The organism is Enterobacter cloacae complex sp. 402C9, assembly GCF_050030745.1.
Classification (GTDB): Bacteria; Pseudomonadota; Gammaproteobacteria; order Enterobacterales; family Enterobacteriaceae; genus Enterobacter; species Enterobacter intestinihominis.
Genome location: NZ_JBLGUW010000001.1, coordinates 3,584,917 through 3,609,309, shown reverse-complemented (window position 1 = coordinate 3,609,309; position 24,393 = coordinate 3,584,917). Strand labels below are relative to the sequence as shown.

The following is a 24,393-nucleotide window of genomic DNA, read 5'->3' as shown; positions in this document are numbered from 1 at the left end:
CCTTCGGCTTAACCGGCGTTTGCCTTCACGATGTCATCGATCAGCTTATTGACCGGATCGAGGCTAATTTCACGGGCGTTACTTTCATAAGCTGGCGTGCTGCGCACCTGGCTTGCGAGGATCTGACCGTCGCGGTTGGCGGTATCGACCGTCACCAGCGTGGAAAGGCCAATTCGCAGCGGATGGTCTGCCAGCTGCTTAGGATCCAGCTCGATACGTACAGGCAAGCGCTGTACCACTTTGATCCAGTTGCCGGTGGCGTTCTGTGCAGGCAGCAGGCTGAACGCGCTGCCGGTCCCCATGTCCAGACCAACCACTTTACCGGTGTATTTCACGTCATCACCGTAGATATCGCTGACCACGGTTGCGGTCTGGCCGATACGCATATGCGCCAGCTGGGTCTCTTTGAAGTTCGCGTCCACCCACAGGTTGTTCGCCGGAACGACCGCCATCAGCGGCGTGGTGGTGCTAATTTGCGCACCCGGCTGCACGGAACGACGGGAAACGTAACCGGTCATCGGGCTGACGATTTTGGTACGTTGCAGGGCAAGCCATGCGTTACGCACTTCGGTCGCCGCCTGTTTCACCGCCGGCTGGTTTTCCAGAGAGGTGCCCAGCACCATCGCCTGGTTGGCGTTGTACTGTTGGATCGCCACGTCCAGCTGCGCCTGTGCGCTTGCCACCGCATCGCGTGCGTGCTGCAACTCTTCACGGCCAATCAGGTTGGCGGTGCCGAGAGGAACACGACGCTTGAGGTCGCTCTGCGCCTGGGCCAGGGCCGTTTTCTGCACGTCGATATTGGCCTGAAGCTGTTTGCTGTTGATCATCAGCTGGCGGGTCTGGCGAACGCTGGAGGCCAGCGCCGTCTGTGCTTTTTCAAACGCCTGTTGGGCGTCGGTCGGATCAAGCGTGACCAGCACATCCCCTTTTTTCACAAAGTCGGTGTTGTCAGCCCAGACTTTCGTCACGCTGCCTGACACCTGGGCCATGATTTGAACCTGATTCCCTGCCACGTATGCATCGTCTGTCTCTTCAACATGACGCAAGACTAAAAACCAATAGATCCCATATGCCACGGCAATAATAATAAAGAGCAAGGTCAGCAGAATAAGGGCGCTCTTACGTTTGCCCTTCTTGTTGACCGGTTGCTGCGGGGGGGTGTTCTCCGCATTTGCGCTCATTGTTGTTCTCCACGATCTTTTTATTTTCACATCGGCTGAGCCGACCTGTTGTCAGAAAGGCCAGCAGTTTCACGTGCTGGCCTGTCAGTTTTTCTTTTGCAATCTGGAATGTTGAGCGGATCGTCGCGTTAGCGCAGCGCCTCAAGAATGACGCCATCTTCATCCATCTGGTCCAGACGGGTGAGCAGCTTGCGAGTAATGTGCTCAAGCTGGTCGCGCTCGGCGGTGCTGAGGGCAGACCAAAGCTGGTGCAGGCAGTTATGCTGCGGTGGCAGCACTTCGCGCAGGAATTCGTGACCTTTCTCGGTCAGTTGCAGATGCAGGCAGCGGCGATCGTTATCGCTCTCACGGCGCTCTATCCAGCCGCGCTTCTCCAGCTCATCAGCAATACGGGTTGCATTGGTACGGGATGAACCCAGCGCGCAGCTCAGTTCAGACGGCTGAATGCTGTGGTTTTCCTGAGACTCAAGCGTAATCAACGCCATAAACAACGTCTCGTTAATCCCTTGCGCTTTCAGCATCTTGTTACGATTTTCCAGCAGCTTACCCTGCATGTGCATGCACAGGCGGGTCAGCAGGATCTCCTGATACGGGAAGTCCTCATGACGACTGGCGCGGAACTTAAGCATTTGTTCAATGGGCGTAAACGAACTATCCATTTTGGGCATAACCTCATTAATTACAGCCGATATAGTAACGATAGTGACAAATAATGTAAATGAATTATTTGTGCGGTTATATCCGCCAAACGTATGTCACCATCAGAAAGCGCCGGGTAAATCCGTGACCCGGTGAGCACAGAAAGTGTGGGGTGTGTACCCGCGAAAGAGGGGATGTGAGGACTGGGGTCTGAACTATTCATGCCGGTAGTAAATATGTCACCCACAGTAAAATTTCTGGGATAAATGATTACCGTTACCTTAACAGATGCAGGCCCCCTTTACACCCCAGGGGGCCCAAAGCAATGTAAAACTTAGTGAATTGCTTCCTGGCGGTGATAGCCGCGCCACCATACCAGCAGATTTATCGCCGCCACGATGGCGCCGATTGCGCACACGCCCGTCCAGCCCGCATGCTGCCAGGCGGAGGCTGAGATTAGCGAGCCCGCCGCGCCGCCGATAAAGTAGCTGGTCATGTACCCGGCCGTCAGACGGTTACGGGCGTCTGGTTTCACGCGGTAAATCACGGTCTGGTTGGTGATATGAACGCCCTGCACGGTGAGGTCGAGTACCAGAATACCGACAATTAGCGCCAGCACTGAGACGTGTCCGTACCAGATAGCCGCCCATGAGAGCAGGAGTAAAACCAGCCCTGCGGAGGTGGTCATATGAGATTTACCTTTGTCGGCCAGGCCACCCGCCGGGCGCGCGCCCAGTGCGCCAGCCGCGCCTGCCAGCCCGAACAGGCCAATCACGCCTTCTGAGTAGTTAAACGGCGGCGCGGCGAGCAGAAACGCCATCGACGTCCATAAGATGCTGAAGTTGGCGAAGGTGAGACACCCCAGAACGGCGCGTGTGCGCAGGAGTTTATCCCGGGTGAAGAGGCTGAAAACGGAGGCGAGGAGCTGCGGATAGTTCAGGTGATTCTCCTGCTTCACCTTTGGCAGGCCGCGCCACAGGGCCAGCGCCATGATAACCATCAGCACGCTTGCCACCCAGTAAACGGTGCGCCAGCCGCCGAGGCTCGCCAGCAGCCCGGCAACGGTTCGCGCCAGCAGGATGCCCAGCAGCAGGCCGCTCATAATAGTGCCAACCACTTTGCCGCGTTTTTCCGGGGAAGCCAACGTCGCCGCGAGGGGAACCAGAATTTGTGCCACCACCGAGAACAGCCCCGTCAGCGCGGTACCGATAATCATCATCGTTAACGACTGGCTGCTGGCGGTGATCAACATCCCGCCTGCGGCCAGCAGCGTCATGGAGACGATAAGCATCCGGCGCTCAAACATATCGCCTAATGGCACCAGGAACAGCAGCCCGGCCGCATAGCCGAGCTGCGCAGCGGTGACGATAAAGCCGGCGGAGCTGGCTGAAAGATCGAAAGCACGCGCGATAGTATCAAGCAGAGGTTGCGCGTAATAGTTGCTGGCGACGGCCAGTCCCGTTGCCACGGACATTAAAAGGATGAGTGCGGGGCTAAGCCCTTGAGTTGTTTTTGTCATTTGTTTCAGGAATCGTAAGTTAAGTGATTATTTTTCCGGAAACATAATAACCAATGATTGTGAATGTTGGGGGATTGTTACGTGGTGGATTGTGCGGTTTAGGTTGGGTGCGGTTTGATCCCCTCACCCTATCCCTCTCCCCAAAGGGGAGAGGGGATTTTATACACCCTCTCCCCTTTGGGGAGAGGGCAGGGTGAGGGGTAGTATTTTTACTTCTGCGCCTCAAGCGCCTCTTTCACCCAGCCATCGAACTGCTGCTGGTGGGCTTTGATCCAGCCATCCACGTGGCCTTTGATATCAGCTTCGGATGATTTACCCGCATGCATCATCGCGTTCTGGGCGTTAATGTCTGCCAGCGGCAGTTTCATCACCGAGAACAGCTTCGCCGCCGCCGGGTTTTTCTCGGCCCAGGCTTTGTTCGCCACGATATGCATGGTATTCACCGGGAAGCCATAGTTCATGCCGTTTGGCAGTTTGGTGTCGATATCTTTCTGCTCGCCCGGCAGGGAGGAGAAGGGCACCTGCAACCACACCACGTCTTTGCCCGGCTTCAGCACGTCGCTCACCCAGTACGGCGTCCAGGTGTAGTAGATCACCGGCTTGCCTTCTTTAAAGCGGGCGATGGTATCGGCCATCATCGCAGAGTAATTACCGTGGCTCACGTCGACGGTCTTCGCCAGATCGAAGGCTTTGTTCTGGTGGTTAATCACCGCTTCACAGCCCCAGCCCGGCGAGCAGCCCATCATGTCGGCTTTGCCGTCACCGTTGGTATCAAAGAGTTTGGCGATCTTCGGATCTTTCAGCTGTTCAATATTGGTGATGTGATACTTATCGGCGGTTTTCTTGTCGATCAAATATCCCTGCGCAGCGCCGGTCACAAAGGTGCCTTCGCGGTAGAATTTCTTGTCACCGCCTGCGGCGGCATACATATCGTCGTGCAGCGGCTGCCAGTTCACGGCGGTAAAGGTGGCATCGCCGGAGGCAATAGAGGTATAGCCCACGTTGTAATCCACTTCACTGGCGGTATTCACCGTATAGCCCAGTTTCTCCAGCGCACGGCTGACAATCTGGGTCTGGAAGGACTCTTCCGAAATGGTGCTCTGCACCGGTTGCACGGTAATGCCTTTGCCCGGCAGGTCAGCGGCAACTGCGCTGGTGGAGACAAGGGTCGCAAACGCTGTGGCAAAAAGTACGTTATGTCGCATCGTTGTTCCTTATTTTGTGAATGGGCGGGTGAGTAACCCGACAGGGCCGGTGGTATACCAGCGACGGTTGCCGCGACTGCGTGAATCACGACCGACAGCCTGGGTCAGGCGGTCAAGAATGATGGCGAGGATCACAATCCCGACGCCGCCGACGGTCGCCAGCCCCATATCGAGACGGCCAATGCCGCGCAGTACCATCTGACCTAACCCGCCAACGGCAATCATCGAGGCGATCACCACCATCGACAGCGCCAGCATCAGCGTCTGGTTAACACCTGCCATAATGGTCGGCATCGCCAGCGGAAGCTGAACCTTAAACAGCATCTGACGCGGGCTGGCGCCAAACGAGCGTGATGCCTCTATCAGATCCGCAGGCACCTGGTTAATGCCCAGAATGGTCAGGCGAATAATCGGCGGCAGGGCAAAGATAATGGTCACGACCACCCCCGGTACGTTACCGATGCCGAACAGCATCACGATAGGCACCAGGTAAACGAACGCTGGCGTGGTCTGCATCGCATCCAGCAGCGGGCGGATAATTTTTGCGGCCCGTGGGCTGCGCGCCAGCCAGATCCCCATCGGCAGGCCGATCGCCACGCAGAACAGCAGGGCGGTCAGCACCAGCGCCAGGGTGATCATCGCCTGAGACCACGCGCCAATCGCGCCGATGGCAATCAGGGAGATGAGCGTGGCGATCCCCATACCCGCGCTGCCGAACTGCCATGCGATCAGCGAGAACAGGATAATCGCCACCGGCGCGGGCATGCCCAGCATTAGCTGCTGGAAGCCGTTCAGGATGTAATCCACCGGGATACGGATCCCCTGGAACACCGGACGGAAGTGGGTAACGACCCAGTCGATCCCCTCCGTTACCCAGCTATCCAGCGGGATCAGCGTCTTGTGGAACGGATCCATAATATTGAAATGCTCTGGGGCAGGCGCCGGTGCGCTGTTGAGCCAGTCTGCCGCGCCGCCGCCATCGGCAGGCGCAGGCGTCGACCCCCACGCATCGGCAGATTGCGCCGCGCTGTCCGCTGCTTCAGTGGTGCCCCATGGGTTTGATTGATCAGCCATTGTTTGTCCCCTCGCGATCTAAAGCCTGTAGCAGCATCCGTTTTGAGATGATGCCAACGTACTGTTGTTCTTCACCGACAACCGGCACGGCGCACGGCGCCTGACCCACGTGAGAGAGCAACTCGCTGAGCGGCGTTTCGGCGTCCACGGCAAGCGGAGCGTCAATCAACGCCGCATCGATTCCCTGGTTTTCGCTCAGGGCGGTTTTCAGGGAGTCGATGGAGACAACGCCGACAAATTTATTGCCGCGTTCAACCAGATAACCGTATTCACGGTCTTCGTCCTGCAACAGCTTCAGCGCGGAGCGCGGACCAAAACCTGGCGTTTTTCGAATAATGCCGTTTGGTGTTCGACGGGCAATATCTTTCGCACTGAATACGTGGCTAATATCCACGCCGCGGAAGAAGGTGCGCACATAATCATTCGCCGGATTATTGAGAATTTCATCCGGTGTGCCGACCTGCACCACTTCACCATTTTGCATAATGGCGATACGGTCGCCAATACGCATGGCTTCATCCAGATCGTGAGAAATAAAAACAATGGTGCGCTGATGTTTGGCCTGTAATTTTACCAACTCATCCTGCATCTCGGTGCGAATTAAGGGATCGAGCGCCGAGAAGGCTTCGTCCATTAATAAAATATCCGGATTAATCGCTAATGCGCGCGCTAATCCTACGCGCTGACGCATACCGCCGGAGAGCTCATCCGGATACGCATGAGCATAATTTTCCAGCCCGACCTGACGCAGTGCATCAAGGGCTTTTTCCTGACGTTCCTGAGCGGGCGTGCCGGCTAACTCCATGCCAAAGGCGGTATTATCGAGTACCGTCATGTGCGGCATCAGTGCAAATGACTGAAACACCATCGCAATTTTCTTTCTGCGCACCTCGCGGAGTTCCGCGTCTGATATTCTGGCGATATCAACGCCGTCAATCAGCACCTGTCCGCGGGTGGGTTCAATCAGGCGATTGAGAAGGCGAACCATAGTGGATTTACCCGAACCGGATAATCCCATGATGACAAAAATCTCGCCTTCTTCAATGGCCAGACTGGCGTCTTTAACGCCAAGCGATAGCCCGGTTTTTTCCAGAATTTGCTCTTTCGAAAGGCCTTTCTCAATATATTTGAAAGCACGCTGCGGGTGCTCGCCAAATACTTTATAAAGATTTTTCACTTCTAATTTAATTGCCATGCAATAGAGAGTGTCCTGTTATTTGTTTATGTCGATATGATTACCATGGTAAATAGTTAACTGGCATTACCCTAACATACTCAGAATCTGAGACAACCCTGGGCCTGCCTGAGGTCGGAATTTTACCGCAAGCGAAACGGCTGAATTTCCCATGAATAAAGGGCTGAGGGCGCTTTGAATTTTTCTCAATTTTTTGCTACTGCATGGGAGAATTTCGCCTGAATCGGTGTGATTCAGGCGAATATGAAGGGGAAATTACAGTGTAGTACGTAGTGGAATATTCGGCTGGAAATAATGAAATGTAGAGTTAATTAATGAACGTTAATTCATTCATTAAAAATCCCAGTCCTCGTCTTGCGTCTCCACCGCTTTACCCATCACGTACGACGAGCCGGACCCGGAAAAGAAGTCGTGGTTTTCATCGGCGTTGGGCGACAGCGCCGCGAGGATCGCCGGGTTCACTTCCGCCATTTCCGGTGGGAATAACGCTTCGTAGCCCAGGTTCATCAGCGCCTTGTTGGCGTTGTAGCAGAGGAAGGCTTTTACGTCCTCTTCCCAGCCCGTTCCGGCGTACAGCTCCTCGGTATAGCTCAGCTCGTTGTCATACAGATCCATCAGTAAATCGAGGGCAAAACCTTTGAGTTCCTCGCGTTTTTCCGGGGTGACTTTCTCCAGTCCTTTCTGGTACTTATAGCCGATGTAATACCCGTGTACCGCTTCATCGCGGATGATGAGGCGAATCAAATCGGCGGTATTAGTGAGCTTGCCCCGGCTCGACCAGTACATGGGCAGCCAGAAGCCGGAATAGAAGAGAAAAGATTCCAGGAACACGCTGGCGATCTTCTTCTTCAGCGGCTCGTCGGCCCGGTAATATTCCAGCACCAGATCTGCCTTGCGCTGCAATGACGCGCTCTCTTCGCTCCAGGCGTAGGCCGCGTCCACGTCTCTGGTCTGGCACAGGGTGGAGAAAATCGAGCTGTAAGAGCGGGCATGGACCGCCTCCATAAAGCTGATATTCGACATTACCGCCTCTTCGTGCGGGGTCAGCGCATCACTCATCAGCGCGGGCGCACCCACGGTATTCTGAATGGTGTCCAGCAGCGTCAGGCCGGTAAAGACACGGATTGTCAGCTGCTGCTCGGCATGGCTCAGGGTTTGCCAGGCCGGAATATCGTTGGAGAGCGGCACCTTTTCCGGCAGCCAGAAGTTGCTGGTCAGGCGGTTCCAGACCTCCAGGTCTTTATCATCCTGAATTTTGTTCCAGTTAACGGCACTTACGCGTGACAGTTTCATCCTTTCTCCTTACAGCGCGCAGGACACGCAGCCTTCAATTTCGGTACCTTCCAGCGCGAGCTGGCGCAGGCGAATGTAGTACAGCGTTTTGATGCCTCTCTTCCAGGCGTAGATCTGCGCTTTATTGATATCCCGCGTGGTGGCGGTGTCCGGGAAGAAGAGCGTCAGCGACAGCCCCTGGTCCACATGTCTGGTCGCCTCGGCGTAGGTATCAATGATCTTTTCCGGGCCGATCTCATAGGCGTCCTGGTACAGAGCCAGATTCTCGTTAGTCATAAACGGGGCAGGGTAGTAGACGCGGCCGGTTTTGCCTTCCTTGCGGATTTCAATCTTCGACACGATCGGATGGATGCTCGACGTGGCATGATTTATATAGGAAATGGAACCGGTTGGCGGAACCGCCTGAAGGTTCTGGTTATAGATGCCGTAGTGCATCACATCCTCACGCAGCTGTTGCCACATCTCACGCGTCGGCAGGGTAATGCCGGCGCGGTCGAAAAGCGCGCGTACTTTTTCGGTTTTCGGCTGCCAGTCGCCTTCCAGATACTGGCTGAAATACTCTCCGCTGGCGTAGCGGGACTGCTCAAAGCCTGCGAACCGCTGGTTGCGTTCGCGCGCCAGCATCATCGAGGTATGCAGCGCATGCCAGGTGATGGTATAGAAATAAAGGTTGGTGAAATCCAGCCCTTCCGGGCTGCCGTAGGCGATACCCTCCCGCGCCAGATAGCCGTGCAGGTTCATCTGCCCAAGGCCGATGGCATGCGACGCGGCGTTGCCCGCCTCAATGGACGGTACGCTGCGGATGTGGCTCATGTCCGATACCGCCGTCAGCCCGCGAATGGCGGTCTCTACCGTGCGGCCAAAATCGGGGGAATCCATGGTGTGGGCAATATTCAGCGAACCGAGATTGCAGGAGATATCTTTGCCGATATCCGCGTAGTCGAGGTTCTCGTCGTAACTGGACGCGCTGTTGACCTGCAAAATCTCCGAGCACAGATTGCTCATGTTGATGCGCCCGGCAATCGGGTTGGCGCGGTTCACCGTATCCTCGTACATGATGTACGGGTACCCGGACTCAAACTGAATTTCGGCAAGCGTCTGGAAAAAGTCGCGGGCGTTAATGTATTTCTTACGAATGCGCTCGTCCGTCACCAGTTCGTCATAAAGTTCGCTGATGGCCACATCGCCAAAGGCTTTGCCGTAGATACGCTCGACGTCATACGGCGAGAAAAGCGCCATGTCGGCATTTTCTTTGGCCAGCTTAAACGTGATATCCGGGATCACCACGCCGAGCGACAGGGTTTTAATGCGGATCTTTTCGTCGGCGTTTTCACGTTTGGTATCCAGAAAACGCAGAATGTCCGGATGATGCGCGTGCAGATAAACCGCACCCGCGCCCTGACGTGCGCCAAGCTGGTTGGCGTATGAGAAGGCATCTTCCAGCATCTTCATCACCGGGATGACGCCGGAGGACTGGTTTTCGATGCGCTTGATCGGCGCGCCCGCTTCCCGCAGGTTCGAAAGCAGAAATGCCACGCCGCCGCCGCGTTTCGACAGCTGTAGCGCCGAATTCACCGCACGGCCAATCGACTCCATATTGTCTTCAATACGCAGTAGGAAGCAGGAGACCAGCTCGCCGCGCTGGGCTTTGCCGCAGTTAAGGAAGGTTGGCGTGGCAGGCTGGAAGCGGCCTGAGAGGATCTCCTCCGTCAGTCTTTCAGCCAGGGCTTCATCGCCCTGCGCCAGCGTCAGGGCTACCATCACCACCCGATCTTCAAAGCTTTCTAAATAGCGTTTGCCGTCGAAGGTTTTCAGGGTGTAGCTGGTGTAATACTTCCACGCGCCGAGAAACGTCTGGAAGCGAAAACCGCTGGCGTGCGCCCATTCAAACAATGCCACCGCGAAGGCGCGGTCGTAGCGGGTCAGGACGCGCTCTTCGTAATAACCCTCTTTTACCAGCCAGTCGAGACGTTCCTGCTGGCTGCCAAAGACGACGCTGTTCGGGCGTACATGAGCGGCAAAAAAGGCGTCCACCGCCTCACGATCTTTGCCAAACTGAATGCGCCCCTCCCGGTCATAGAGGTTTAGCATGGCGTTTAATGCATGGTAATCCGGCGTCGCCTGAATCACGCGCTCTGCGGTTGTCGTTGCCAAAATTCGTTCACTCCTTTACGCACGTTCTCTACGTCCTGCTGTGTCCCCATCAGTTCAAAACGATAGAGATACGGCACGCCGCATTTTTGAGAGATGACATCCCCGGCGCGGGCAAAGGCCTCGCCGAAGTTGCGATTGCCTGCCGCGATCACGCCGCGAATCAGCTGCCGGTTATGGGGGTCGTTCAGAAAGCGGATCACCTGACGAGGCACAGCCCCCGCGGTGCCGCCACCGCCATAGCTGGGCACTACCAGAATGTAGGGTTCGTCTACCTGAATACGCTCCCGCTCGTTCAGCGGAATGCGAATCGCGGGCAGCCCGAGACGCTCCATAAACCGAAGCGTGTTTTCCGAGCTGCTGGAAAAGTAGACCAGCCTGCTCATGCACTGACGCCCTGAGCGGCAAGGCGGTTGATCATGTCCGGACGAAAGCCAGACCAGCTGGTGTCGCCAGCAACCACGACCGGAAGCTGACGGAAACCCTGCGCCCGCAGGGTGTCTGCCGCGTCAGGCACCTGATCTATATTGACCATCTCAAATGCCACGCCGCGACTCTCCATCGCCCGTTTCGTGGCGTGGCACTGAACACAATCGTTACGAGTGTAAATAATAATGCTCATGATTCGTATTTCCATTTAGAATGAGAGAACGGCGCGAGTAAACGCGTCATGTTGTGTCTGTCTTGCTAAAGGGAATACTAGATGTAGTTGAGATAACTTTCAACCACACAAGATATGGGAAATTCAGATTGATAAGGCCCCAATGATGAGCCTGGCGGGGCAGGGCGAACTGCGCGGGTTTTTCAGGCTTTCAGGCAAAGAAAAGCCCCGGCGCCTGAGGCTACCGGGGCTGAAAACGCGTGCTTACTTACGCAGGCTAAGCAGGGCGCCGACAAAAATCCCGACTGCCGCGACCGTTCCCAGCGTACACAGCGGTTTTTCACGTACGAAGGTGGTGGCGCAGCTGGCCATATCGCAGGCCGCCTGAGTGGTACGTGAGCGGCCATTCATCCTTGCGCGCGTTTCACGCAGCAGAGACTGAGCCTTACGTTTCGCGGCATCTGCTTCGTCCTTCGCGTCAGAGCCCCAGGATTTCAATACGGCTTCCAGCGTGTCCGCTAATTGGCTGACATCGTTACGAATATCCTGGGTGTCGTCGTTAATATCGTTTCGGTTCGGTCTGTTAAACATACGATCCTCCATAATTTGTGTTCCCGTTTAGTTTAGTCCAGAAATGTAATATCTGAAGCGAGTCACGGCTTATCGGGCAGTTTATGGAATATTCTGAAAGCCCTGCTAATGCTGAATACTGTAAGGTTGCCCGGCAGGTATGATAATGAGGAAAAGATATGTATTTACGACCCGATGAGGTGGCGCGCGTTCTTGAAAAAGAAGGGTTCACCATGGATGAGGTAACATCAAAAGCGTACGGATATCGCCGTGGTGAGAATTATGTTTACGTCAATCGTGAAGCAAGAATGGGGCGTACTGCTCTCATTATTCACCCGACACTCAAAGACAGAAGCCTGTCATTTGCTGAGCCCGCCTCGGATATTAAAACCTGCGATCATTATCAGCAATTTCCGCTCTATTTAGGCGGCGAGACGCATGAACATTATGGTATTCCGCACGGTTTCAGCTCGCGTATGGCGCTGGAGCGTTTCCTGAAAGGGCTGTTTGGCGACGTACAATAAATCAGCGACTGGCATGAGCCAGTCGCCTTATCTTACGCTTTTGCCTGGCTATAAGGGCTGACTTTAAACAGGCGGCGGCAGTAGTCAAGGAAGTAACCGTACACCGCACCCATCAGCATAGATACCACGATATTTGAACTTACCGCGGCGGCGATTTGATGCCAGTCTGCGCCCACCGTCAGCAAAATAACCACATACACCGGGGACTGGAACGTCACGTAAGCCAGCACGTCCGCCAGGTTTTTTACCCAACCTGCCGGGCTAATACGCCGGGCGAAACGCATCACCGCATCGCGATACATTCCGTACGGCCAGGCAATCATGATATTCACCGGAATGGCCACCAGGCGCGATGAGAGGGACTGCTCAAAGGTCATTCCGGACAGGAAAATTTCAATCAGCATGTTTACGACGGAACAGTAAACGACCATCGCGAACGTATCCGCTACCGCATGGCGCAGGCGAGACTGCGGTGAGAACATGTCTGAACTCCTCGAACAGGACAAAAAAGTGGCGTTTTTACCTGCGGCGTTTAGTGCTTTAGGTTGGTTTGTTTTGAGTGTATAGCGTATCCCTCTGGCTTTTAACTAACAAGTAGTGATTAATTTTTATTTATGGGCGCTTTGTCCATAAAATTCTCTAAAGTTGGCTGTTTTTTGTGCGAGTCGTTATTTTCTTTCCCATTCACCGTTTTATTAAACGAAATCAAACTATTAGCTTATCTGAGCAAGCGTGTAACGTTTGTTATTCGGAGGATGCCGGGCGGTTTTTTGAACGGTATTAAACAGGGGTTTTTGACCAGGAGCAGGACGGAATATTACGCATTAAAACTGACAGGTAATTCGGGGTTATATTAACGGGATATTCTAAAACATTTACAATAATGTCAAAACGACAGAGTGGGTAGATATCAGAACAAAAATCAATTATTCTGTTGCCTGATTTATGTTATACACACGAAGAAAGGTTTCTCATTATTATGGCTTTAACGTTACAGAATCTTAATAATATCCGTACCCTCCGGGCGCTGGCGCGTGAATTATCCATGGATGTTCTGGAAGAAGTGCTGGAAAAAGTTCGGATTGTCACAGAAGAAAAACGCAGCGAGCAGGCTGAATTAGAGCGCCAGCGCGCTGAACAGCAGGATAAAATTAATGCTCTGCTGGAACTGATGAAGGCAGACGGTATTTCCCCGAGCGATCTGTTAGGCGGAGAACTGGCTCATGCGGGCCAGCCGGCTAAAAAACGTAAAGCGCGTGCGGCGAAATATCGTTTCATCGACGCGAACGGTGAAGAGAAAACGTGGACCGGTCAGGGACGTACGCCAAAGCCAATTGCGAACGCACTGGCAAACGGTAAATCGCTGGACGATTTCCTGATCTGATGATTATTCGGGCGGTGTATTCCGCCCGATTATTGACTTAGCAGACGCCAAAGTCACCTTCTTCGGAGTACAGAACTACGTCCGCCGCTTTCAGGTGATATTTCTCGCCCTGCTCATTGCTGGCCTGTACGGCCACAATGTTTTCACCATTCACTTCGAGCACTTTCAGTTTCGGACCGCCCTGACGCGGTTGGACATAATCACCGACAGAAAACATAGCACCTCCTCATCATTGTCACGATCTTCACCATAGCCCACGTCCGGGGCGGGGTACAGCCTAATCTTTCAGATACCCCTTATCAGGTACGTCGGTTCCACGGCATCACTTTCAGCAGTCGCGCCATACCGCAAAAACCTGTCACTCCGGCGAACAGCAGCCCGGCGCCCACAAAACCGCTTAGCAGGAAAAAGCCGCTGGAGACGCTGTAACCCAGCACCACGCCGCAGAGAATCAGCAGCCCGGCGGCGATCTGCACCTGACGCATCAGCGGAAGCGGCTGCGATTTATCTTCAACGGTCAGCAGCCCGGCCTGCTTCCAGCCCTGAATGCCTCCCTCAACCACAAAGGCGTTCGCAGGGGACGCTGCCCGGGCAAGACGAGCATCATTGTTTGCGGTTCTTGCGCCAGACTGACAGTGGAAAATCACCGTTTCTCCCGGCGCTGCGTTAAGCCCGCCGGGTAACGAATCCAGCGGAATGGAGTGCGCCGCTGGAATATGCTCGCGGGCATACTCGTCGGGGTCGCGAATATCGATAAGTTTGGCGCCTTCAGCAATAAGCGCGTTTGCCTGCTGCGGCGAAATAAGAGGAAGAGACATTGTGTTTCCTTACGGTCAATTTCAGAACAGTAGAGCATTTAAGGCAGGGTTTCAGCCAGTGTAAAGAGGGTAAAGGCAGGTAAAAGCGCGAGAGACGAATGGCAGTTACCCGTAAACTGGCTACGCTTAGAGAAGTGTCTTTTATAATTTTCAATTGGTTAGCTTGCACGGAGTTATTTATGGGTTTTTGGCGCGTTGTTTTTACGATTATTCTCCCGCCGCTGGGCGTGCTGCTTGGCAAGGGACTGGGCTGGGCGTTTATCCTGAACATCCTTCTGACCATCCTGGGTTACTTCCCGGGTCTTATCCACGCGTTTTGGGTTCAGACGAAAAGCTAGGTACGCCACAATAGATCACTGTAGATCCGGGTCAGCGCGCCCTCGGGGCCAAACTGCTGTTTGATCCAGCGCGTGACCTGACCGGTCGCCGCATGCTGCGTGGCAAGCAGCATGCGCGAGTCCTGGCGCGGATTATTGATTCGCCGCTTTACCAGCAGCCCGTCCTCCATCGCCTCACGCGTCATATACTCCGGTAAAAATCCAATACCCTCCCCCAGGATCTGACACTGACACTTGGTGTTAAAGTCCGGTACCAGAATCGCCTCCTGACCGTGAAGCAGCCAGCCGACCTTCTTGTTGATGGTATGTGCGGTGTCCTCGACCATGATATTGGGATACAGACGCAGCTGACTTTCGGAAATGGGCTCCGGGGCGAACGCCAGCGGATGCGTGGGCGCGATGGCAAATACCCAGCGGATCGCGCCTATCTCGGTGTAATCGATGCCACCGCCATCCAGCAGCGTATCCGGCGCGCCAATGGCGATGTTGGCCTGATTATTAATGATGGAATCCCAGACGCCGTTATACACCTCGGTCGTCACCGTGATTTGGCAGGTAGGAAACTGTTTTTTCAGCACCTGGAGCAAACGCGCGGTATGGCGTGGCGTATACAAAAGCTGATTAATGCAGATGCGCACCCGCGTCTCAATGCCCTGCGAAATGGTATCAATCCCGCGCTTGATGGCATGAAAGTCATTCAGCAGGTCGGTCGCTTTACGATAAAAATAAAAACCGGATTCGGTCAGCTCAATGCTGCGCGTGTTGCGTACAAACAGCACCACGTCCAGCCCGGTCTCCATACGTTTGATGGTATAACTGATGGCGGAAGTGGTCACGCCCAGCTCGGCAGCCGCTTTGCTAAAACTGTCAAAGCGTGCCGCGGTGGTGAAGGCCAGCAAATTCTCTTCGGTAAAGATGGAATTCATATTATGGCTCCTGGTTACCATCAGTTTTGAACATATTTTAACACCGGCGTTACATCATAGTTGATGTCGGTCACAGTTCTGGATTTTTACGTAGAGCCGCGCTGTGTAAGGCTTTTTCATTCATAAGGATAATGCACCCCGAGGCGCGTAAAAGCGGTAAACCATAAGAAAAAGGTTGCACAGACGCACGTTTTTGCCGGACTGTTGAATTTAACTCAACAATGAATTGCGTGTCGATGAATCATTTTTAAGCGGATTCTTTTATGACCAGGCTGTTGCTATTCTCAGGTCATCAGAAGTGAAACATAGGGAGTCTGAATATGTCTGCAACTGCACTGGTTACAGAATTTTTGCTGGCGGCAGAAGAGGGTAATATCGACGCGCTAAAAGCCTGCCTGGAAAAAGGCGTGGATATTAACGCGACCAACCGCCAGAAAAGAACCGCCATTATTATTGCCAGCCTGAAAAAGCATTACGCCTGTGTGGAATTTTTAATTGCCGCCGGGGCGGATATTGATAAACAGGACCAGACCTGTTTTAACCCCTTCCTGATCGGCTGCCTGACCAATGATTTAACCCTGCTGCGCATTGTCCTTCCGGCGGATCCGGATCTCGACCGTCTGACGCGCTTTGGCGGCGTGGGCATTACCCCTGCCAGTGAAAAAGGGCACGTTGAAATCGTGCGCGAGCTGCTGGAAAAAACCGACATTAATGTCAACCACACCAATTTTGTCGGCTGGACGCCGCTGCTGGAGGCCATCGTGTTAAACGACGGCGGCGCAAAGCAGCAGGAAATTGTGAAGCTGCTGCTGGATCACGGCGCGAATCCGCACATGACTGATAAATACGGCAAAACCCCGCTCGAACTGGCGCGGGAAAAAGGCTTCAACGCGATCGCAGACCTGCTGCTGGCGGCAGGCGCATAGCGCATTCGGTCAGCCTTCCCCTGGCTGGCCGTGAATCAAAAAACGCATTGTTACCGACGTGCATTTAGCACGACGGCGGCCCCCTTTTATCTTAAACAGGTGAAAATAATGCCAACCAAAATCGTCATAAAAAAGAATACGTATTTCGATTCGGTTTCCTTAATGTCGGTTTCCACCAAAGCCAATAAATTGCCGGGCGTCGAGCAGGCGTTTGTGGCGATGGCGACGGAAATGAACAAAGGGGTATTAAAAAACCTCGGGCTATTAACGCCGGAATTAGCGGACGCGAAAAACGGCGACCTGATGATCGTTATTAAAGGCGACGCGGCGAATGAGGAAACCCTTGCCGCCATTGAAGCGTTATTCACGCGTAAAGAGAGCGCTGGCTCCCATGAAGCACGCTACGCGACGATTGCCAGCGCCAAAACCCATCGTCCGGACAGCAACCTTGCGGTGATATCCGTCAACGGCACCTTCGCCGCCCGCGAAGCGCGCCAGGCGCTGGAAAACGATCTCAACGTGATGCTGTTTTCCGATAATGTGTCGCTCGACGACGAGCTGGCGCTGAAGCAGCTGGCGCATGACAAAGGATTGCTAATGATGGGGCCGGACTGCGGCACCGCCATTATCAACGGCGCGGGGCTATGCTTTGCCAACGCGGTACGTCGCGGGCCGATTGGCATCGTTGGCGCCTCCGGCACCGGTAGCCAGGAGTTGAGCGTGCGCATTCACGAGTTCGGCGGCGGCGTGTCGCAGCTGATCGGCACCGGCGGGCGCGATCTCAGCGAGAAGATTGGCGGCCTGATGATGCTCGACGCCATCGACATGCTGGAGGCGGACGACGCGACCCGGGTGATAGCGCTCATCTCCAAACCGCCTGCACCCGCGGTGGCAGAGAAGATGCTGGCCCGGGCACGCGCCTGCCGCAAACCTGTGGTTGTGTGCTTCCTGGGCCGCAACGAACCACCAGCCGATGAAGACGGCTTGCAGTTTGCTCGTGGCACCAAAGAGGCGGCCCTGAAAGCGGTGCTGCTTACCGGCATTAAAAAAGACTCCCTGGATTTACATCCGCTCAACTGGCCGCTGATCGAAGAGGTGCGCGCCCGCCTGACGCCGCGGCAGAAGTACATTCGCGGCCTGTTCTGCGGCGGCACCCTGTGCGACGAAGCGATGTTTGCCGCGCTGGAGAAGTTTGACGATGTTTACAGCAACATCCAGCCGGATCCGGCCAGGCGTCTGAAGGACATCAGCGTCAGCCAGGCCCACACCTTCCTTGATTTCGGTGACGACGATTTCACCAACGGCAAACCACACCCGATGATCGACCCGACCAACCGCATCAGCCGCCTGCTACAGGAGGCGCGCGATCCGCAGGTGGGCGTCATCGTGATGGACTTCGTGCTGGGCTTTGGCGCACACGAGGATCCGGTGGGGGTGATGATCGAGGCGATCAAAGAGGCACAGGCAATCGCGAAAGCCGACAACCGTCCGCTGGAAATTCTCGGCTACGTGCTCGGCACCGATCAGGATCCGCAGTCGCTGGCCCAGCAGTGCCAGCTGCTGACCGACGCAGGCGTCATCTGGGCCAGCAGCAGCACCAATACCGGATTACTGGCACGCGAATTTGTCTGCAAAGGGGAGAGAGCATAATGACGACCTTATTCAACCAACCGCTGAACGTGATTAACGTCGGGATTGCGATGTTCAGCGACGACCTCAAAAAACAGCACGTTCCCGTGACCCAGCTCGACTGGACGCCGCCGGGGCAGGGCAATATGCAGGTGGTGGACGCGCTGGATCGGCTGGCGGAAAAACCGCTGGCGGAGAAAATTGCTGCCGCGAACAACATTGCCCTTGAGCGCATTATTCAGTCCCATCCGGTGCTGGTGGGCTATGACCAGGCGATTAACGTGGTGCCGGGCATGACCCGCACCACCATTCTGCATGCCGGTCCGCCTGTTACCTGGGAAAACATGTGCGGGGCGATGAAGGGCGCGGTTACCGGCGCGCTGGTGTTTGAAGGGCTGGCGACGGATCTGGAGGACGCCGCAAGGCTGGCGGCTTCAGGGAAGATCACCTTCTCGCCGTGCCACGAGCACGACTGTGTGGGCTCTATGGCGGGCGTCACCTCCGCGTCGATGTTTATGCACATCGTTGAGAACAAAACCTACGGCAACCGCGCCTTCACCAACCTCAGCGAGCAGATGGCGAAGATCCTGCGCATGGGGGCCAACGATCAGAGCGTGATCGACCGCCTGAACTGGATGCGCGACGTGCTCGGCCCAATGCTGCGCGACGCGATGAAGATTATCGGCGAAATCGACCTGCGCCTGATGCTGGCCCAGGCGCTGCACATGGGCGACGAGTGCCACAACCGCAACAACGCGGGCACCACGCTGCTTATTCAGGCGCTGACGCCGGGGCTGATCCAGGCGGGCTATCCGGTGGCGCAGCAGCGTGAAGTGTTCGAGTTTGTCGCCAGCAGCGACTACTTCTCCGGTCCGACGTGGATGGCAATGTGTAAGGCCGCGCTGGATGCCGCCCACGGCATTGAGTACAGCACCGTCGTCACCACCATGGCGCGCAACGGCTACGAGTTCGGCCTGCGCGTCTCCGGCCTGCCGGGGCAGTGGTTCACCGGCCCGGCGCAGCAGGTGATCGGCCCGATGTTCGCGGGCTATAAGCCGGAAGACTCCGGGCTGGATATCGGCGACAGCGCGATTACCGAAACCTACGGCATCGGCGGCTTTGCGATGGCGACGGCACCGGCAATCGTGGCGCTGGTGGGCGGCACGGTGGAGGAAGCCATCGATTTCTCCCGCCAGATGCGCGAAATCACTCTCGGCGAAAACCCGAACGTCACCATTCCGCTGCTGTCGTTTATGGGCATCCCGTCCGCCATCGACATCACGAAGGTCGCGGGCAGCGGCATTCTGCCGGTCATTAATACCGCCATTGCCCATAAGGACGCCGGTATCGGCATGATTGGGGCGGGCATCGTTCACCCGCCGTTTAGCTGTTTTGAAAAGGCGCTGTTAACCTTCCGCGATCGCTACGTTCTATAAGGTATGCATCCATGAAAAACATGAAACTGGAGTGGAAAAGAGGTGACTGGGCAGCTTATTTCGGGTTGATGACCAACAACCTGACCAATTTGCTGACCATGATGGGGTTGCTCATTTTTGTCGTCGGCATCCCGAAGGAGATTGTTTATGGACGCATCGCGCCAGCCTTCGGGCTGGCGGTGCTGGTGGCGAGTCTTTGCTATACGTGGTTTGGCCTGCAAATGGCGCGCGCCACCGGACGAACGGACGTCACCGCGCTGCCGTCCGGCCCGAGCGCGCCGTCGATTTTTACCGTGACCTTCCTGGTCTTAATGCCGGTTTACCAGCAAACCGGCGATGCGGATTTCGCGATTCAGATTGGCCTGGTGTGGTGCTTTGTGGAAGCGATGATCCTCGCGGGCGGTTCCTTCCTGGGGGAAACCATCCGCAAGATGATCCCGCGTACCGTGCTGCTGTCGTGCCTGTCCGGTCTTGGCCTGCTCCTGCTGGCGATGAACCCGATGTTGCAGGCGTTCGAAGCGCCGACCGTGTCGTTTATCGTCCTGCTGCTGATCTTCATTAACTGGTTCGGTAAAAAGCCGATTTTCGCCCGCATCCCGACCGGCCTGCTGCTGTTGATTGCCGGTACTCTGCTTGCGTGGATCTCCGGCCTGCAAAGCCCGGATGCCATTAAAGCATCCATGTCATCCTTCGGCTTTAACCCGCCGGAAGTGCATGTGGACAGCTTTATGCAGGGGTTGCCGCATGCGCTGCCGTATCTGGCGTCCGCCGTACCGCTGGGGCTGGCGAACTACATCTTTGACCTGGAGAACATCGAAAGCGCCCATGCGGCGGGGGATGAATACCCGACCCGCAAGGTAATGCTGGCGAACGGTCTGGCCTCCATGCTCGGCTGCCTGATGGGCAATCCGTTCCCGGTCACGGTCTACGTCGGCCATCCTGGCTGGAAAGCGATGGGCGCCAGCATCGGCTACACCCTGGCGTCCGGCGTGACCATGTTCATCGTGCCGCTGTTCGGGCTGGGGGCCTTTATGCTCGCCATCATCCCGATGACCGCCATCGTGCCGATTCTGGTGTTTATCGGCGTCGTCACCGCCAACCAGGTGGTGAGGGAAACCCCGAAAGTGGAGGTGCCCGTCATCTTCATCTGCCTGTTCCCGTGGATCGCCAACTGGGCGCTGACCATGATGAACAGCGTGATGAGCGCGGCGGGGACCAGCGCGGCGAAAATTGGCACCGACGTGCTGCACAGCAAGGGGATCTACTACGAAGGCCTGATGCATCTCGGCAACGGCGCGCCGCTCGCCAGCATGCTCTGGGGCTGTATCGCCATCTTCGCCATCATCAACAAACCGCTGCGCGGGGCCGTCGCCGCCGCAGGAGGCGCGCTGCTGGCGCTGTTTGGCGTGATCCACGCCCCGGTGGTGGGCTTTGCCGAGGGCAGTTCCCTGATGTTCGTTACGGCCTACCTGATGATGGGCGGGATGTTTGTGGTGAAGCATGTTCTCGATATCTCTGTTAATCCCCCTCTCCCAGTGGGAGAGGGCCAGGGTGAGGGCGCCAGAACGCACCTTTTAAAGGAAACAAAATGAAAGAGCTAATGGTCGTTGCCATCGGCGGCAACAGCATTATCAAAGACAACGCCAGCCAGTCGATTGAGCATCAGGCGCAGGCGGTCAAAGCGGTGGCTGAGTCGGTGCTCGAAATGCTGGCCTCGGACTATGACATCGTGCTCACCCACGGCAATGGCCCGCAGGTGGGGCTGGATCTGCGCCGCGCCGAGATCGCCCACGAGCGGGAAGGGCTGCCGCTGACCCCGCTGGCAAACTGTGTGGCGGATACCCAGGGTGGGATCGGCTACCTGATCCAGCAGGCGCTCAACAACCGCCTGGCGGCGCGCGGGGAACAAAAAGCGGTTACGGTCGTCACCCAGGTGGAGGTGGATAAAAATGATCCTGGCTTTATGCACCCGACGAAACCCATCGGCGCGTTCTTCAGCGAGGCGCAGCGCGACGAACTGCAACTTGCGCACCCGGACTGGCATTTTGTCGAGGATTCAGGCCGGGGCTATCGCCGCGTGGTAGCTTCACCGCAGCCGCGGCGCATTGTCGAGGCGGACGCCATCAAGGCGCTGACGCAGAAAGGATTTGTGGTGATCGGCGCGGGCGGCGGAGGCATTCCTGTGGTGCGCAGTGACCAGGGCGATTATCAGAGCGTGGACGCGGTGATAGATAAAGATCTCTCCACCGCGCTGCTGGCGCGCGAGATCGGCGCCGACGTGCTGGTGATCACCACCGGCGTGGAGAAAGTGTGCGTGAACTTCGGCAAGCCGAACCAGCAGGCGCTGGATACCGTCAACGTGGCGCAGATGACGCGCTACAGGGATGAAGGCCACTTCCCGGCGGGCAGCATGCTGCCGAAAATCGTCGCTTCGCTGGAATTTTTACGCCATGGCGGCAGGCGCGTGATCATCACCTCGCCGGACTGCCTGCCCGCAGCGCTGCGCGGTGAAACGGGTACCCACATTGTTAACGAAGGAAGATAAGATGAGTGAGAATAAAAGCCGCCGCGAGTTTATTAGCCAGAGCGGTAAAATGGTTACCGCCTGCGCGCTGTTTGGCGCCACGGGTTCTGTCGCGTATGCTGCCGATTCTGCTAAGGCAACCTGCGAGACGGGTAAACCGATGAACATCACCGCAAAACATTACTATCTCGATAACGTGCTGCTGGAAGCCGGGTTTAACTTCGACGGCAGCGTGGTGACAAGTACCCGCACCGAGCTGAAAACGCTTGAGATAAAAGACGGGAAAATCGTCGCCCTGCGCGATAACAACAGCCACGCCGACGCGGCCCTGCCGCACTTCGATGCGGGCAAAAAGCTGATGCTCCCGGCGATGCGCGACATGCACATCCATCTGGACAAAACCTTCTATGGCGGCCCGTGGCGCTCCCTGAACCGTCCGGCGGGTACCACTATTCAGGACATGATCCGCCTGGAGCAGAAGCTGCTGCCGGAATCACAGCCTTACACGCAAGAACGCGCCGAAAAGCTGATCGACCTGATCCAGTCCAAAGGGTCCACCATCGCCCGCAGCCACTGCAACATAGAGCCGGTTTCCGGCCTGAAAAACCTGGAAAATTTGCAGGCGGTACTGGCGCGCCGTAAGCCAGGTTTTGACTGTGAAATCGTTGCCTTCCCGCAGCACGGTCTGCTGCTGTCGAATTCTGAAAAGCTGATGCGCGAGGCGATGCAGGCGGGGGCGCATTATGTGGGCGGGCTGGACCCAACCAGCGTCGACGGCGCGATGGAGAAATCCCTCGACACCATGTTCCAGATTGCGCTGGATTACAACAAAGGGGTGGATATTCACCTGCACGAAACCAGCCCGGCGGGCGTGGCGGCGGTGAACTACATGGTAGAAACCGTGGAGAAAACGCCGGCGCTGAAGGGGAAGCTGACCATCAGCCACGCCTTCGCGCTGGCGACGCTTAACGAACAGCAGGTGGATGAGATCGCCACCCGCATGGCGGCGCAGGAGGTGACCATCGCCTCCACCGTGCCAATTGGCACCCTGCACATGCCGCTGAAGCAGCTGCGTGAAAAAGGCGTGTTTGTCATGACCGGTACCGACAGCGTGATTGACCACTGGTCCCCGTACGGTCTGGGGGACATGCTGGAGAAAGCCAACCTCTACGCCCAGCTCTATATTCGCCCGAACGAACAGACGCTTTCGCGGGCGCTGGGCATCGCCACCGGCGACGTGCTGCCGCTGAACGACAAAGGTGAGCGCGTGTGGCCTAAAGCGCAGGACGACGCCAGCTTCGTGCTGGTGGATGCCTCCTGTTCCGCCGAGGCCGTGGCGCGTATCTCTCCGCGTACCGCGACGTTCCACAAGGGGAATCTGGTCTGGGGCACGGTCGCCTGACGCCACGTTGGGGTATCGCTACAGGTGATACCCCGACAATCGCAACTCACGGTCAATCCACTCGACGAACTGCTGGATCTTCCACGCGCGTTCGTTCATGTGCGGCATCACCAGATGGTGCGCGTTGATGGCGATACCCATTTCATCAGGCAGCACCTGCACCAGCGAGCCATCCTTCAGGTGATCGGTAGCCATCATTTTGCTCTCCAGAATAAACCCAAGCCCCATGCGCGCCGCTTCAAAGCTCATGTAGGAGCGGTCGAAGCTGAGGCTGAAATTAAGCCAGGGCCTGTCGATATTGTGCCAGGCGAACCATTTCTCCCAGTTCACCAGAGTGCTGGTGGACGAGATAAGCGATTGTTGCAGCAGATCGGCGGGCGTGCTGATGGGATGCTCTTCTGCATAGTCCGGCGAGGCTAATACCACCAGCGTGTCGTTTTTAATGGTCATCACCCGGTAGGCGTCCCAGTCCGGAATACCGTGACGGATATCAATGTCGATATTATCTCTGGCGAACTGTAGGTTCTCATAGGAGCAGGTGAGATTGATGGTGATATCAGGATATTCGGCGCGGAATCTGCCCAGACGGCGCAACAGCCAGGACAGCCCGAAGGTGGGGGAAGAGTGCACGCGAAGCACAGCATTGTCTTTTTCTTTCACGATTTGATCGGTGGCGCGCCCGATGGCGCTCATCGCCGCCGAGACCTCCCGCAGATATTTTTCTCCCGTCGGGGTGAGTTGAACCCCTTTGCCGCTGCGGATAAATAATTTCTTGCCCAGCCACGATTCCAGCGACGCGATCTGGTGGCTTACCGCCGAAGGCGTGACGTTGAGCTGTTCCGCCGCCTGATGGATGCTCAGGGCGTTAGCAACGGCGATAAACGCCTGCAAATTTCTGAGCGAGGGCAGCGATAATGTCTGGCGATCCTGCGCGGACATGGCCTACTCCTTACACGATAATTGATAAAAAACATAACATTGAGACTGCGAGCGGGCAATTTTATCCCGATGTTATTTTTTTGAGCTGTATCGCGAATCAAATTTATCTCAGCAATAAA

General features: G+C 56.0%; 25 protein-coding genes. 9 read left to right on the top strand and 16 right to left on the bottom strand.

What is annotated here, in order from left to right:
• Window positions 1–8: 8 nt before the first annotated feature.
• The 11 genes from emrA to ACQG1K_RS17070 all read right to left on the bottom strand — a co-directional run bounded on the left by emrA (window position 9) and on the right by ACQG1K_RS17070 (window position 11,449).
• Entirely contained in the window at window positions 9–1,181 is a 1,173-nt protein-coding gene (gene emrA / locus ACQG1K_RS17120) for a multidrug efflux MFS transporter periplasmic adaptor subunit EmrA (protein WP_022649133.1), read from the bottom strand.
• Between the two features lie 128 nt (window positions 1,182–1,309).
• Window positions 1,310–1,840, bottom strand: a complete 531-nt coding sequence (emrR, locus tag ACQG1K_RS17115) for a multidrug efflux transporter EmrAB transcriptional repressor EmrR (protein WP_017694792.1) — start codon at window positions 1,838–1,840, stop codon at window positions 1,310–1,312.
• A 314-nt stretch (window positions 1,841–2,154) separates the two neighbouring features.
• Window positions 2,155–3,339, bottom strand: a complete 1,185-nt coding sequence (locus ACQG1K_RS17110; protein WP_017692795.1) for an MFS transporter — start codon at window positions 3,337–3,339, stop codon at window positions 2,155–2,157.
• A gap of 209 nt (window positions 3,340–3,548) precedes the next feature.
• A complete protein-coding gene (proX, locus tag ACQG1K_RS17105) occupies window positions 3,549–4,544 on the bottom strand; it encodes a glycine betaine/L-proline ABC transporter substrate-binding protein ProX (RefSeq protein ID WP_017382774.1) in 996 nt (331 codons plus the stop codon).
• Between the two features lie 9 nt (window positions 4,545–4,553).
• Entirely contained in the window at window positions 4,554–5,618 is a 1,065-nt protein-coding gene (gene proW, locus ACQG1K_RS17100) for a glycine betaine/L-proline ABC transporter permease ProW (RefSeq protein WP_022649132.1), read from the bottom strand.
• Complete coding sequence (gene proV, locus ACQG1K_RS17095) at window positions 5,611–6,813, bottom strand: glycine betaine/L-proline ABC transporter ATP-binding protein ProV (protein WP_022649131.1); 1,203 nt, start codon at window positions 6,811–6,813, stop codon at window positions 5,611–5,613. The genes proW and proV overlap by 8 nt, the downstream gene beginning before the upstream one ends.
• A 333-nt stretch (window positions 6,814–7,146) precedes the next feature.
• Window positions 7,147–8,106: a class 1b ribonucleoside-diphosphate reductase subunit beta gene (nrdF, locus tag ACQG1K_RS17090; protein ID WP_022649130.1), complete on the bottom strand. Its 960-nt coding sequence runs from the start codon at window positions 8,104–8,106 to the stop codon at window positions 7,147–7,149.
• Between the two features lie 9 nt (window positions 8,107–8,115).
• Window positions 8,116–10,260: a class 1b ribonucleoside-diphosphate reductase subunit alpha gene (nrdE, locus tag ACQG1K_RS17085; protein ID WP_058676731.1), complete on the bottom strand. Its 2,145-nt coding sequence runs from the start codon at window positions 10,258–10,260 to the stop codon at window positions 8,116–8,118.
• Window positions 10,233–10,643, bottom strand: a complete 411-nt coding sequence (gene nrdI, locus ACQG1K_RS17080) for a class Ib ribonucleoside-diphosphate reductase assembly flavoprotein NrdI (protein WP_022649128.1) — start codon at window positions 10,641–10,643, stop codon at window positions 10,233–10,235. Before nrdI ends, nrdE begins: the two co-directional genes overlap by 28 nt.
• Entirely contained in the window at window positions 10,640–10,879 is a 240-nt protein-coding gene (gene nrdH / locus ACQG1K_RS17075) for a glutaredoxin-like protein NrdH (RefSeq protein WP_017382770.1), read from the bottom strand. The genes nrdI and nrdH overlap by 4 nt, the downstream gene beginning before the upstream one ends.
• A 243-nt stretch (window positions 10,880–11,122) precedes the next feature.
• Window positions 11,123–11,449 carry a DUF883 domain-containing protein gene (locus tag ACQG1K_RS17070; RefSeq protein ID WP_017382769.1) on the bottom strand — a complete coding sequence of 109 codons (327 nt, stop codon included), beginning with the start codon at window positions 11,447–11,449 and terminating at the stop codon, window positions 11,123–11,125.
• A 158-nt stretch (window positions 11,450–11,607) separates the two neighbouring features.
• Here ACQG1K_RS17070 and ACQG1K_RS17065 point away from each other — a divergent pair, with 158 nt between their 5' ends.
• The gene (locus tag ACQG1K_RS17065; RefSeq protein WP_006811693.1) at window positions 11,608–11,952 is read left to right on the top strand and encodes a DUF2002 family protein; all 345 of its coding nucleotides are present in this window, start codon (window positions 11,608–11,610) and stop codon (window positions 11,950–11,952) included.
• Window positions 11,953–11,984: 32 nt separating this feature from the next.
• Here the strand turns inward: ACQG1K_RS17065 and alaE are convergent, their stop codons facing one another.
• Window positions 11,985–12,434, bottom strand: a complete 450-nt coding sequence (gene alaE / locus ACQG1K_RS17060) for an L-alanine exporter AlaE (protein WP_022649127.1) — start codon at window positions 12,432–12,434, stop codon at window positions 11,985–11,987.
• 497 nt (window positions 12,435–12,931) lie between these two features.
• Between alaE and stpA the strand changes: the two genes are divergently transcribed.
• A complete protein-coding gene (stpA, locus tag ACQG1K_RS17055) occupies window positions 12,932–13,336 on the top strand; it encodes a DNA-binding protein StpA (protein WP_022649126.1) in 405 nt (134 codons plus the stop codon).
• 37 nt (window positions 13,337–13,373) lie between these two features.
• Here stpA and ACQG1K_RS17050 read toward each other — a convergent pair whose 3' ends face one another.
• Together ACQG1K_RS17050 and ACQG1K_RS17045 are read right to left on the bottom strand one after the other, a co-directional pair.
• Window positions 13,374–13,553 (bottom strand): hypothetical protein, encoded by a 180-nt coding sequence (locus tag ACQG1K_RS17050; RefSeq protein WP_006811690.1) that lies wholly within the window; start codon window positions 13,551–13,553, stop codon window positions 13,374–13,376.
• Between the two features lie 82 nt (window positions 13,554–13,635).
• A complete protein-coding gene (locus tag ACQG1K_RS17045; protein WP_022649125.1) occupies window positions 13,636–14,154 on the bottom strand; it encodes a rhodanese family protein in 519 nt (172 codons plus the stop codon).
• 179 nt (window positions 14,155–14,333) lie between these two features.
• Here ACQG1K_RS17045 and ACQG1K_RS17040 point away from each other — a divergent pair, with 179 nt between their 5' ends.
• Window positions 14,334–14,492 carry a YqaE/Pmp3 family membrane protein gene (locus tag ACQG1K_RS17040; RefSeq protein ID WP_003862203.1) on the top strand — a complete coding sequence of 53 codons (159 nt, stop codon included), beginning with the start codon at window positions 14,334–14,336 and terminating at the stop codon, window positions 14,490–14,492.
• On the opposite strand, the gene ACQG1K_RS17035 is transcribed toward ACQG1K_RS17040, so the two are convergent.
• Window positions 14,489–15,418 carry a LysR substrate-binding domain-containing protein gene (locus ACQG1K_RS17035; protein WP_367075954.1) on the bottom strand — a complete coding sequence of 310 codons (930 nt, stop codon included), beginning with the start codon at window positions 15,416–15,418 and terminating at the stop codon, window positions 14,489–14,491. The two genes, ACQG1K_RS17040 and ACQG1K_RS17035, sit on opposite strands and share 4 nt — an antisense overlap.
• A gap of 320 nt (window positions 15,419–15,738) precedes the next feature.
• Between ACQG1K_RS17035 and ACQG1K_RS17030 the strand changes: the two genes are divergently transcribed.
• The 6 genes from ACQG1K_RS17030 to ACQG1K_RS17005 all read left to right on the top strand — a co-directional run bounded on the left by ACQG1K_RS17030 (window position 15,739) and on the right by ACQG1K_RS17005 (window position 23,335).
• The gene (locus tag ACQG1K_RS17030; protein WP_022649123.1) at window positions 15,739–16,344 is read left to right on the top strand and encodes an ankyrin repeat domain-containing protein; all 606 of its coding nucleotides are present in this window, start codon (window positions 15,739–15,741) and stop codon (window positions 16,342–16,344) included.
• Window positions 16,345–16,452: 108 nt separating this feature from the next.
• Window positions 16,453–17,994 carry an acyl-CoA synthetase FdrA gene (gene fdrA, locus ACQG1K_RS17025; RefSeq protein WP_367075952.1) on the top strand — a complete coding sequence of 514 codons (1,542 nt, stop codon included), beginning with the start codon at window positions 16,453–16,455 and terminating at the stop codon, window positions 17,992–17,994.
• Window positions 17,994–19,409, top strand: coding sequence for a DUF1116 domain-containing protein (locus ACQG1K_RS17020; protein WP_023298441.1), 1,416 nt, complete (start codon window positions 17,994–17,996; stop codon window positions 19,407–19,409). Before fdrA ends, ACQG1K_RS17020 begins: the two co-directional genes overlap by 1 nt.
• Before the next feature lie 11 nt (window positions 19,410–19,420).
• Window positions 19,421–21,001 (top strand): hypothetical protein, encoded by a 1,581-nt coding sequence (locus ACQG1K_RS17015; protein WP_022649120.1) that lies wholly within the window; start codon window positions 19,421–19,423, stop codon window positions 20,999–21,001.
• Window positions 20,998–21,954: a carbamate kinase family protein gene (locus tag ACQG1K_RS17010; RefSeq protein ID WP_023306797.1), complete on the top strand. Its 957-nt coding sequence runs from the start codon at window positions 20,998–21,000 to the stop codon at window positions 21,952–21,954. The genes ACQG1K_RS17015 and ACQG1K_RS17010 overlap by 4 nt, the downstream gene beginning before the upstream one ends.
• Window position 21,955: 1 nt before the next feature.
• The gene (locus ACQG1K_RS17005) at window positions 21,956–23,335 is read left to right on the top strand and encodes an amidohydrolase family protein (protein WP_367075949.1); all 1,380 of its coding nucleotides are present in this window, start codon (window positions 21,956–21,958) and stop codon (window positions 23,333–23,335) included.
• Between the two features lie 18 nt (window positions 23,336–23,353).
• On the opposite strand, the gene ACQG1K_RS17000 is transcribed toward ACQG1K_RS17005, so the two are convergent.
• On the bottom strand, window positions 23,354–24,274 hold the full coding sequence (locus ACQG1K_RS17000; RefSeq protein WP_023323646.1) for a LysR substrate-binding domain-containing protein: 921 nt from the start codon (window positions 24,272–24,274) through the stop codon (window positions 23,354–23,356).
• Window positions 24,275–24,393 lie beyond the last annotated feature (119 nt).

Excerpts from the sequence above, each read along its gene's own strand:
- emrA (WP_022649133.1), bottom strand. The coding sequence starts at position 1,181 with ATGAGCGCAAATGCGGAGAACACCCCCCCGCAGCAACCGGTCAACAAG.
- emrR (WP_017694792.1), bottom strand. The coding sequence starts at position 1,840 with ATGGATAGTTCGTTTACGCCCATTGAACAAATGCTTAAGTTCCGCGCC.
- ACQG1K_RS17110 (WP_017692795.1), bottom strand. The coding sequence starts at position 3,339 with ATGACAAAAACAACTCAAGGGCTTAGCCCCGCACTCATCCTTTTAATG.
- proX (WP_017382774.1), bottom strand. The coding sequence starts at position 4,544 with ATGCGACATAACGTACTTTTTGCCACAGCGTTTGCGACCCTTGTCTCC.
- proW (WP_022649132.1), bottom strand. The coding sequence starts at position 5,618 with ATGGCTGATCAATCAAACCCATGGGGCACCACTGAAGCAGCGGACAGC.
- proV (WP_022649131.1), bottom strand. The coding sequence starts at position 6,813 with ATGGCAATTAAATTAGAAGTGAAAAATCTTTATAAAGTATTTGGCGAG.
- nrdF (WP_022649130.1), bottom strand. The coding sequence starts at position 8,106 with ATGAAACTGTCACGCGTAAGTGCCGTTAACTGGAACAAAATTCAGGAT.
- nrdI (WP_022649128.1), bottom strand. The coding sequence starts at position 10,643 with ATGAGCAGGCTGGTCTACTTTTCCAGCAGCTCGGAAAACACGCTTCGG.
- nrdH (WP_017382770.1), bottom strand. The coding sequence starts at position 10,879 with ATGAGCATTATTATTTACACTCGTAACGATTGTGTTCAGTGCCACGCC.
- ACQG1K_RS17070 (WP_017382769.1), bottom strand. The coding sequence starts at position 11,449 with ATGTTTAACAGACCGAACCGAAACGATATTAACGACGACACCCAGGAT.
- ACQG1K_RS17065 (WP_006811693.1), top strand. The coding sequence starts at position 11,608 with ATGTATTTACGACCCGATGAGGTGGCGCGCGTTCTTGAAAAAGAAGGG.
- alaE (WP_022649127.1), bottom strand. The coding sequence starts at position 12,434 with ATGTTCTCACCGCAGTCTCGCCTGCGCCATGCGGTAGCGGATACGTTC.
- stpA (WP_022649126.1), top strand. The coding sequence starts at position 12,932 with ATGGCTTTAACGTTACAGAATCTTAATAATATCCGTACCCTCCGGGCG.
- ACQG1K_RS17050 (WP_006811690.1), bottom strand. The coding sequence starts at position 13,553 with ATGTTTTCTGTCGGTGATTATGTCCAACCGCGTCAGGGCGGTCCGAAA.
- ACQG1K_RS17045 (WP_022649125.1), bottom strand. The coding sequence starts at position 14,154 with ATGTCTCTTCCTCTTATTTCGCCGCAGCAGGCAAACGCGCTTATTGCT.
- ACQG1K_RS17040 (WP_003862203.1), top strand. The coding sequence starts at position 14,334 with ATGGGTTTTTGGCGCGTTGTTTTTACGATTATTCTCCCGCCGCTGGGC.
- ACQG1K_RS17035 (WP_367075954.1), bottom strand. The coding sequence starts at position 15,418 with ATGAATTCCATCTTTACCGAAGAGAATTTGCTGGCCTTCACCACCGCG.
- ACQG1K_RS17030 (WP_022649123.1), top strand. The coding sequence starts at position 15,739 with ATGTCTGCAACTGCACTGGTTACAGAATTTTTGCTGGCGGCAGAAGAG.
- fdrA (WP_367075952.1), top strand. The coding sequence starts at position 16,453 with ATGCCAACCAAAATCGTCATAAAAAAGAATACGTATTTCGATTCGGTT.
- ACQG1K_RS17020 (WP_023298441.1), top strand. The coding sequence starts at position 17,994 with ATGACGACCTTATTCAACCAACCGCTGAACGTGATTAACGTCGGGATT.
- ACQG1K_RS17015 (WP_022649120.1), top strand. The coding sequence starts at position 19,421 with ATGAAAAACATGAAACTGGAGTGGAAAAGAGGTGACTGGGCAGCTTAT.
- ACQG1K_RS17010 (WP_023306797.1), top strand. The coding sequence starts at position 20,998 with ATGAAAGAGCTAATGGTCGTTGCCATCGGCGGCAACAGCATTATCAAA.
- ACQG1K_RS17005 (WP_367075949.1), top strand. The coding sequence starts at position 21,956 with ATGAGTGAGAATAAAAGCCGCCGCGAGTTTATTAGCCAGAGCGGTAAA.
- ACQG1K_RS17000 (WP_023323646.1), bottom strand. The coding sequence starts at position 24,274 with ATGTCCGCGCAGGATCGCCAGACATTATCGCTGCCCTCGCTCAGAAAT.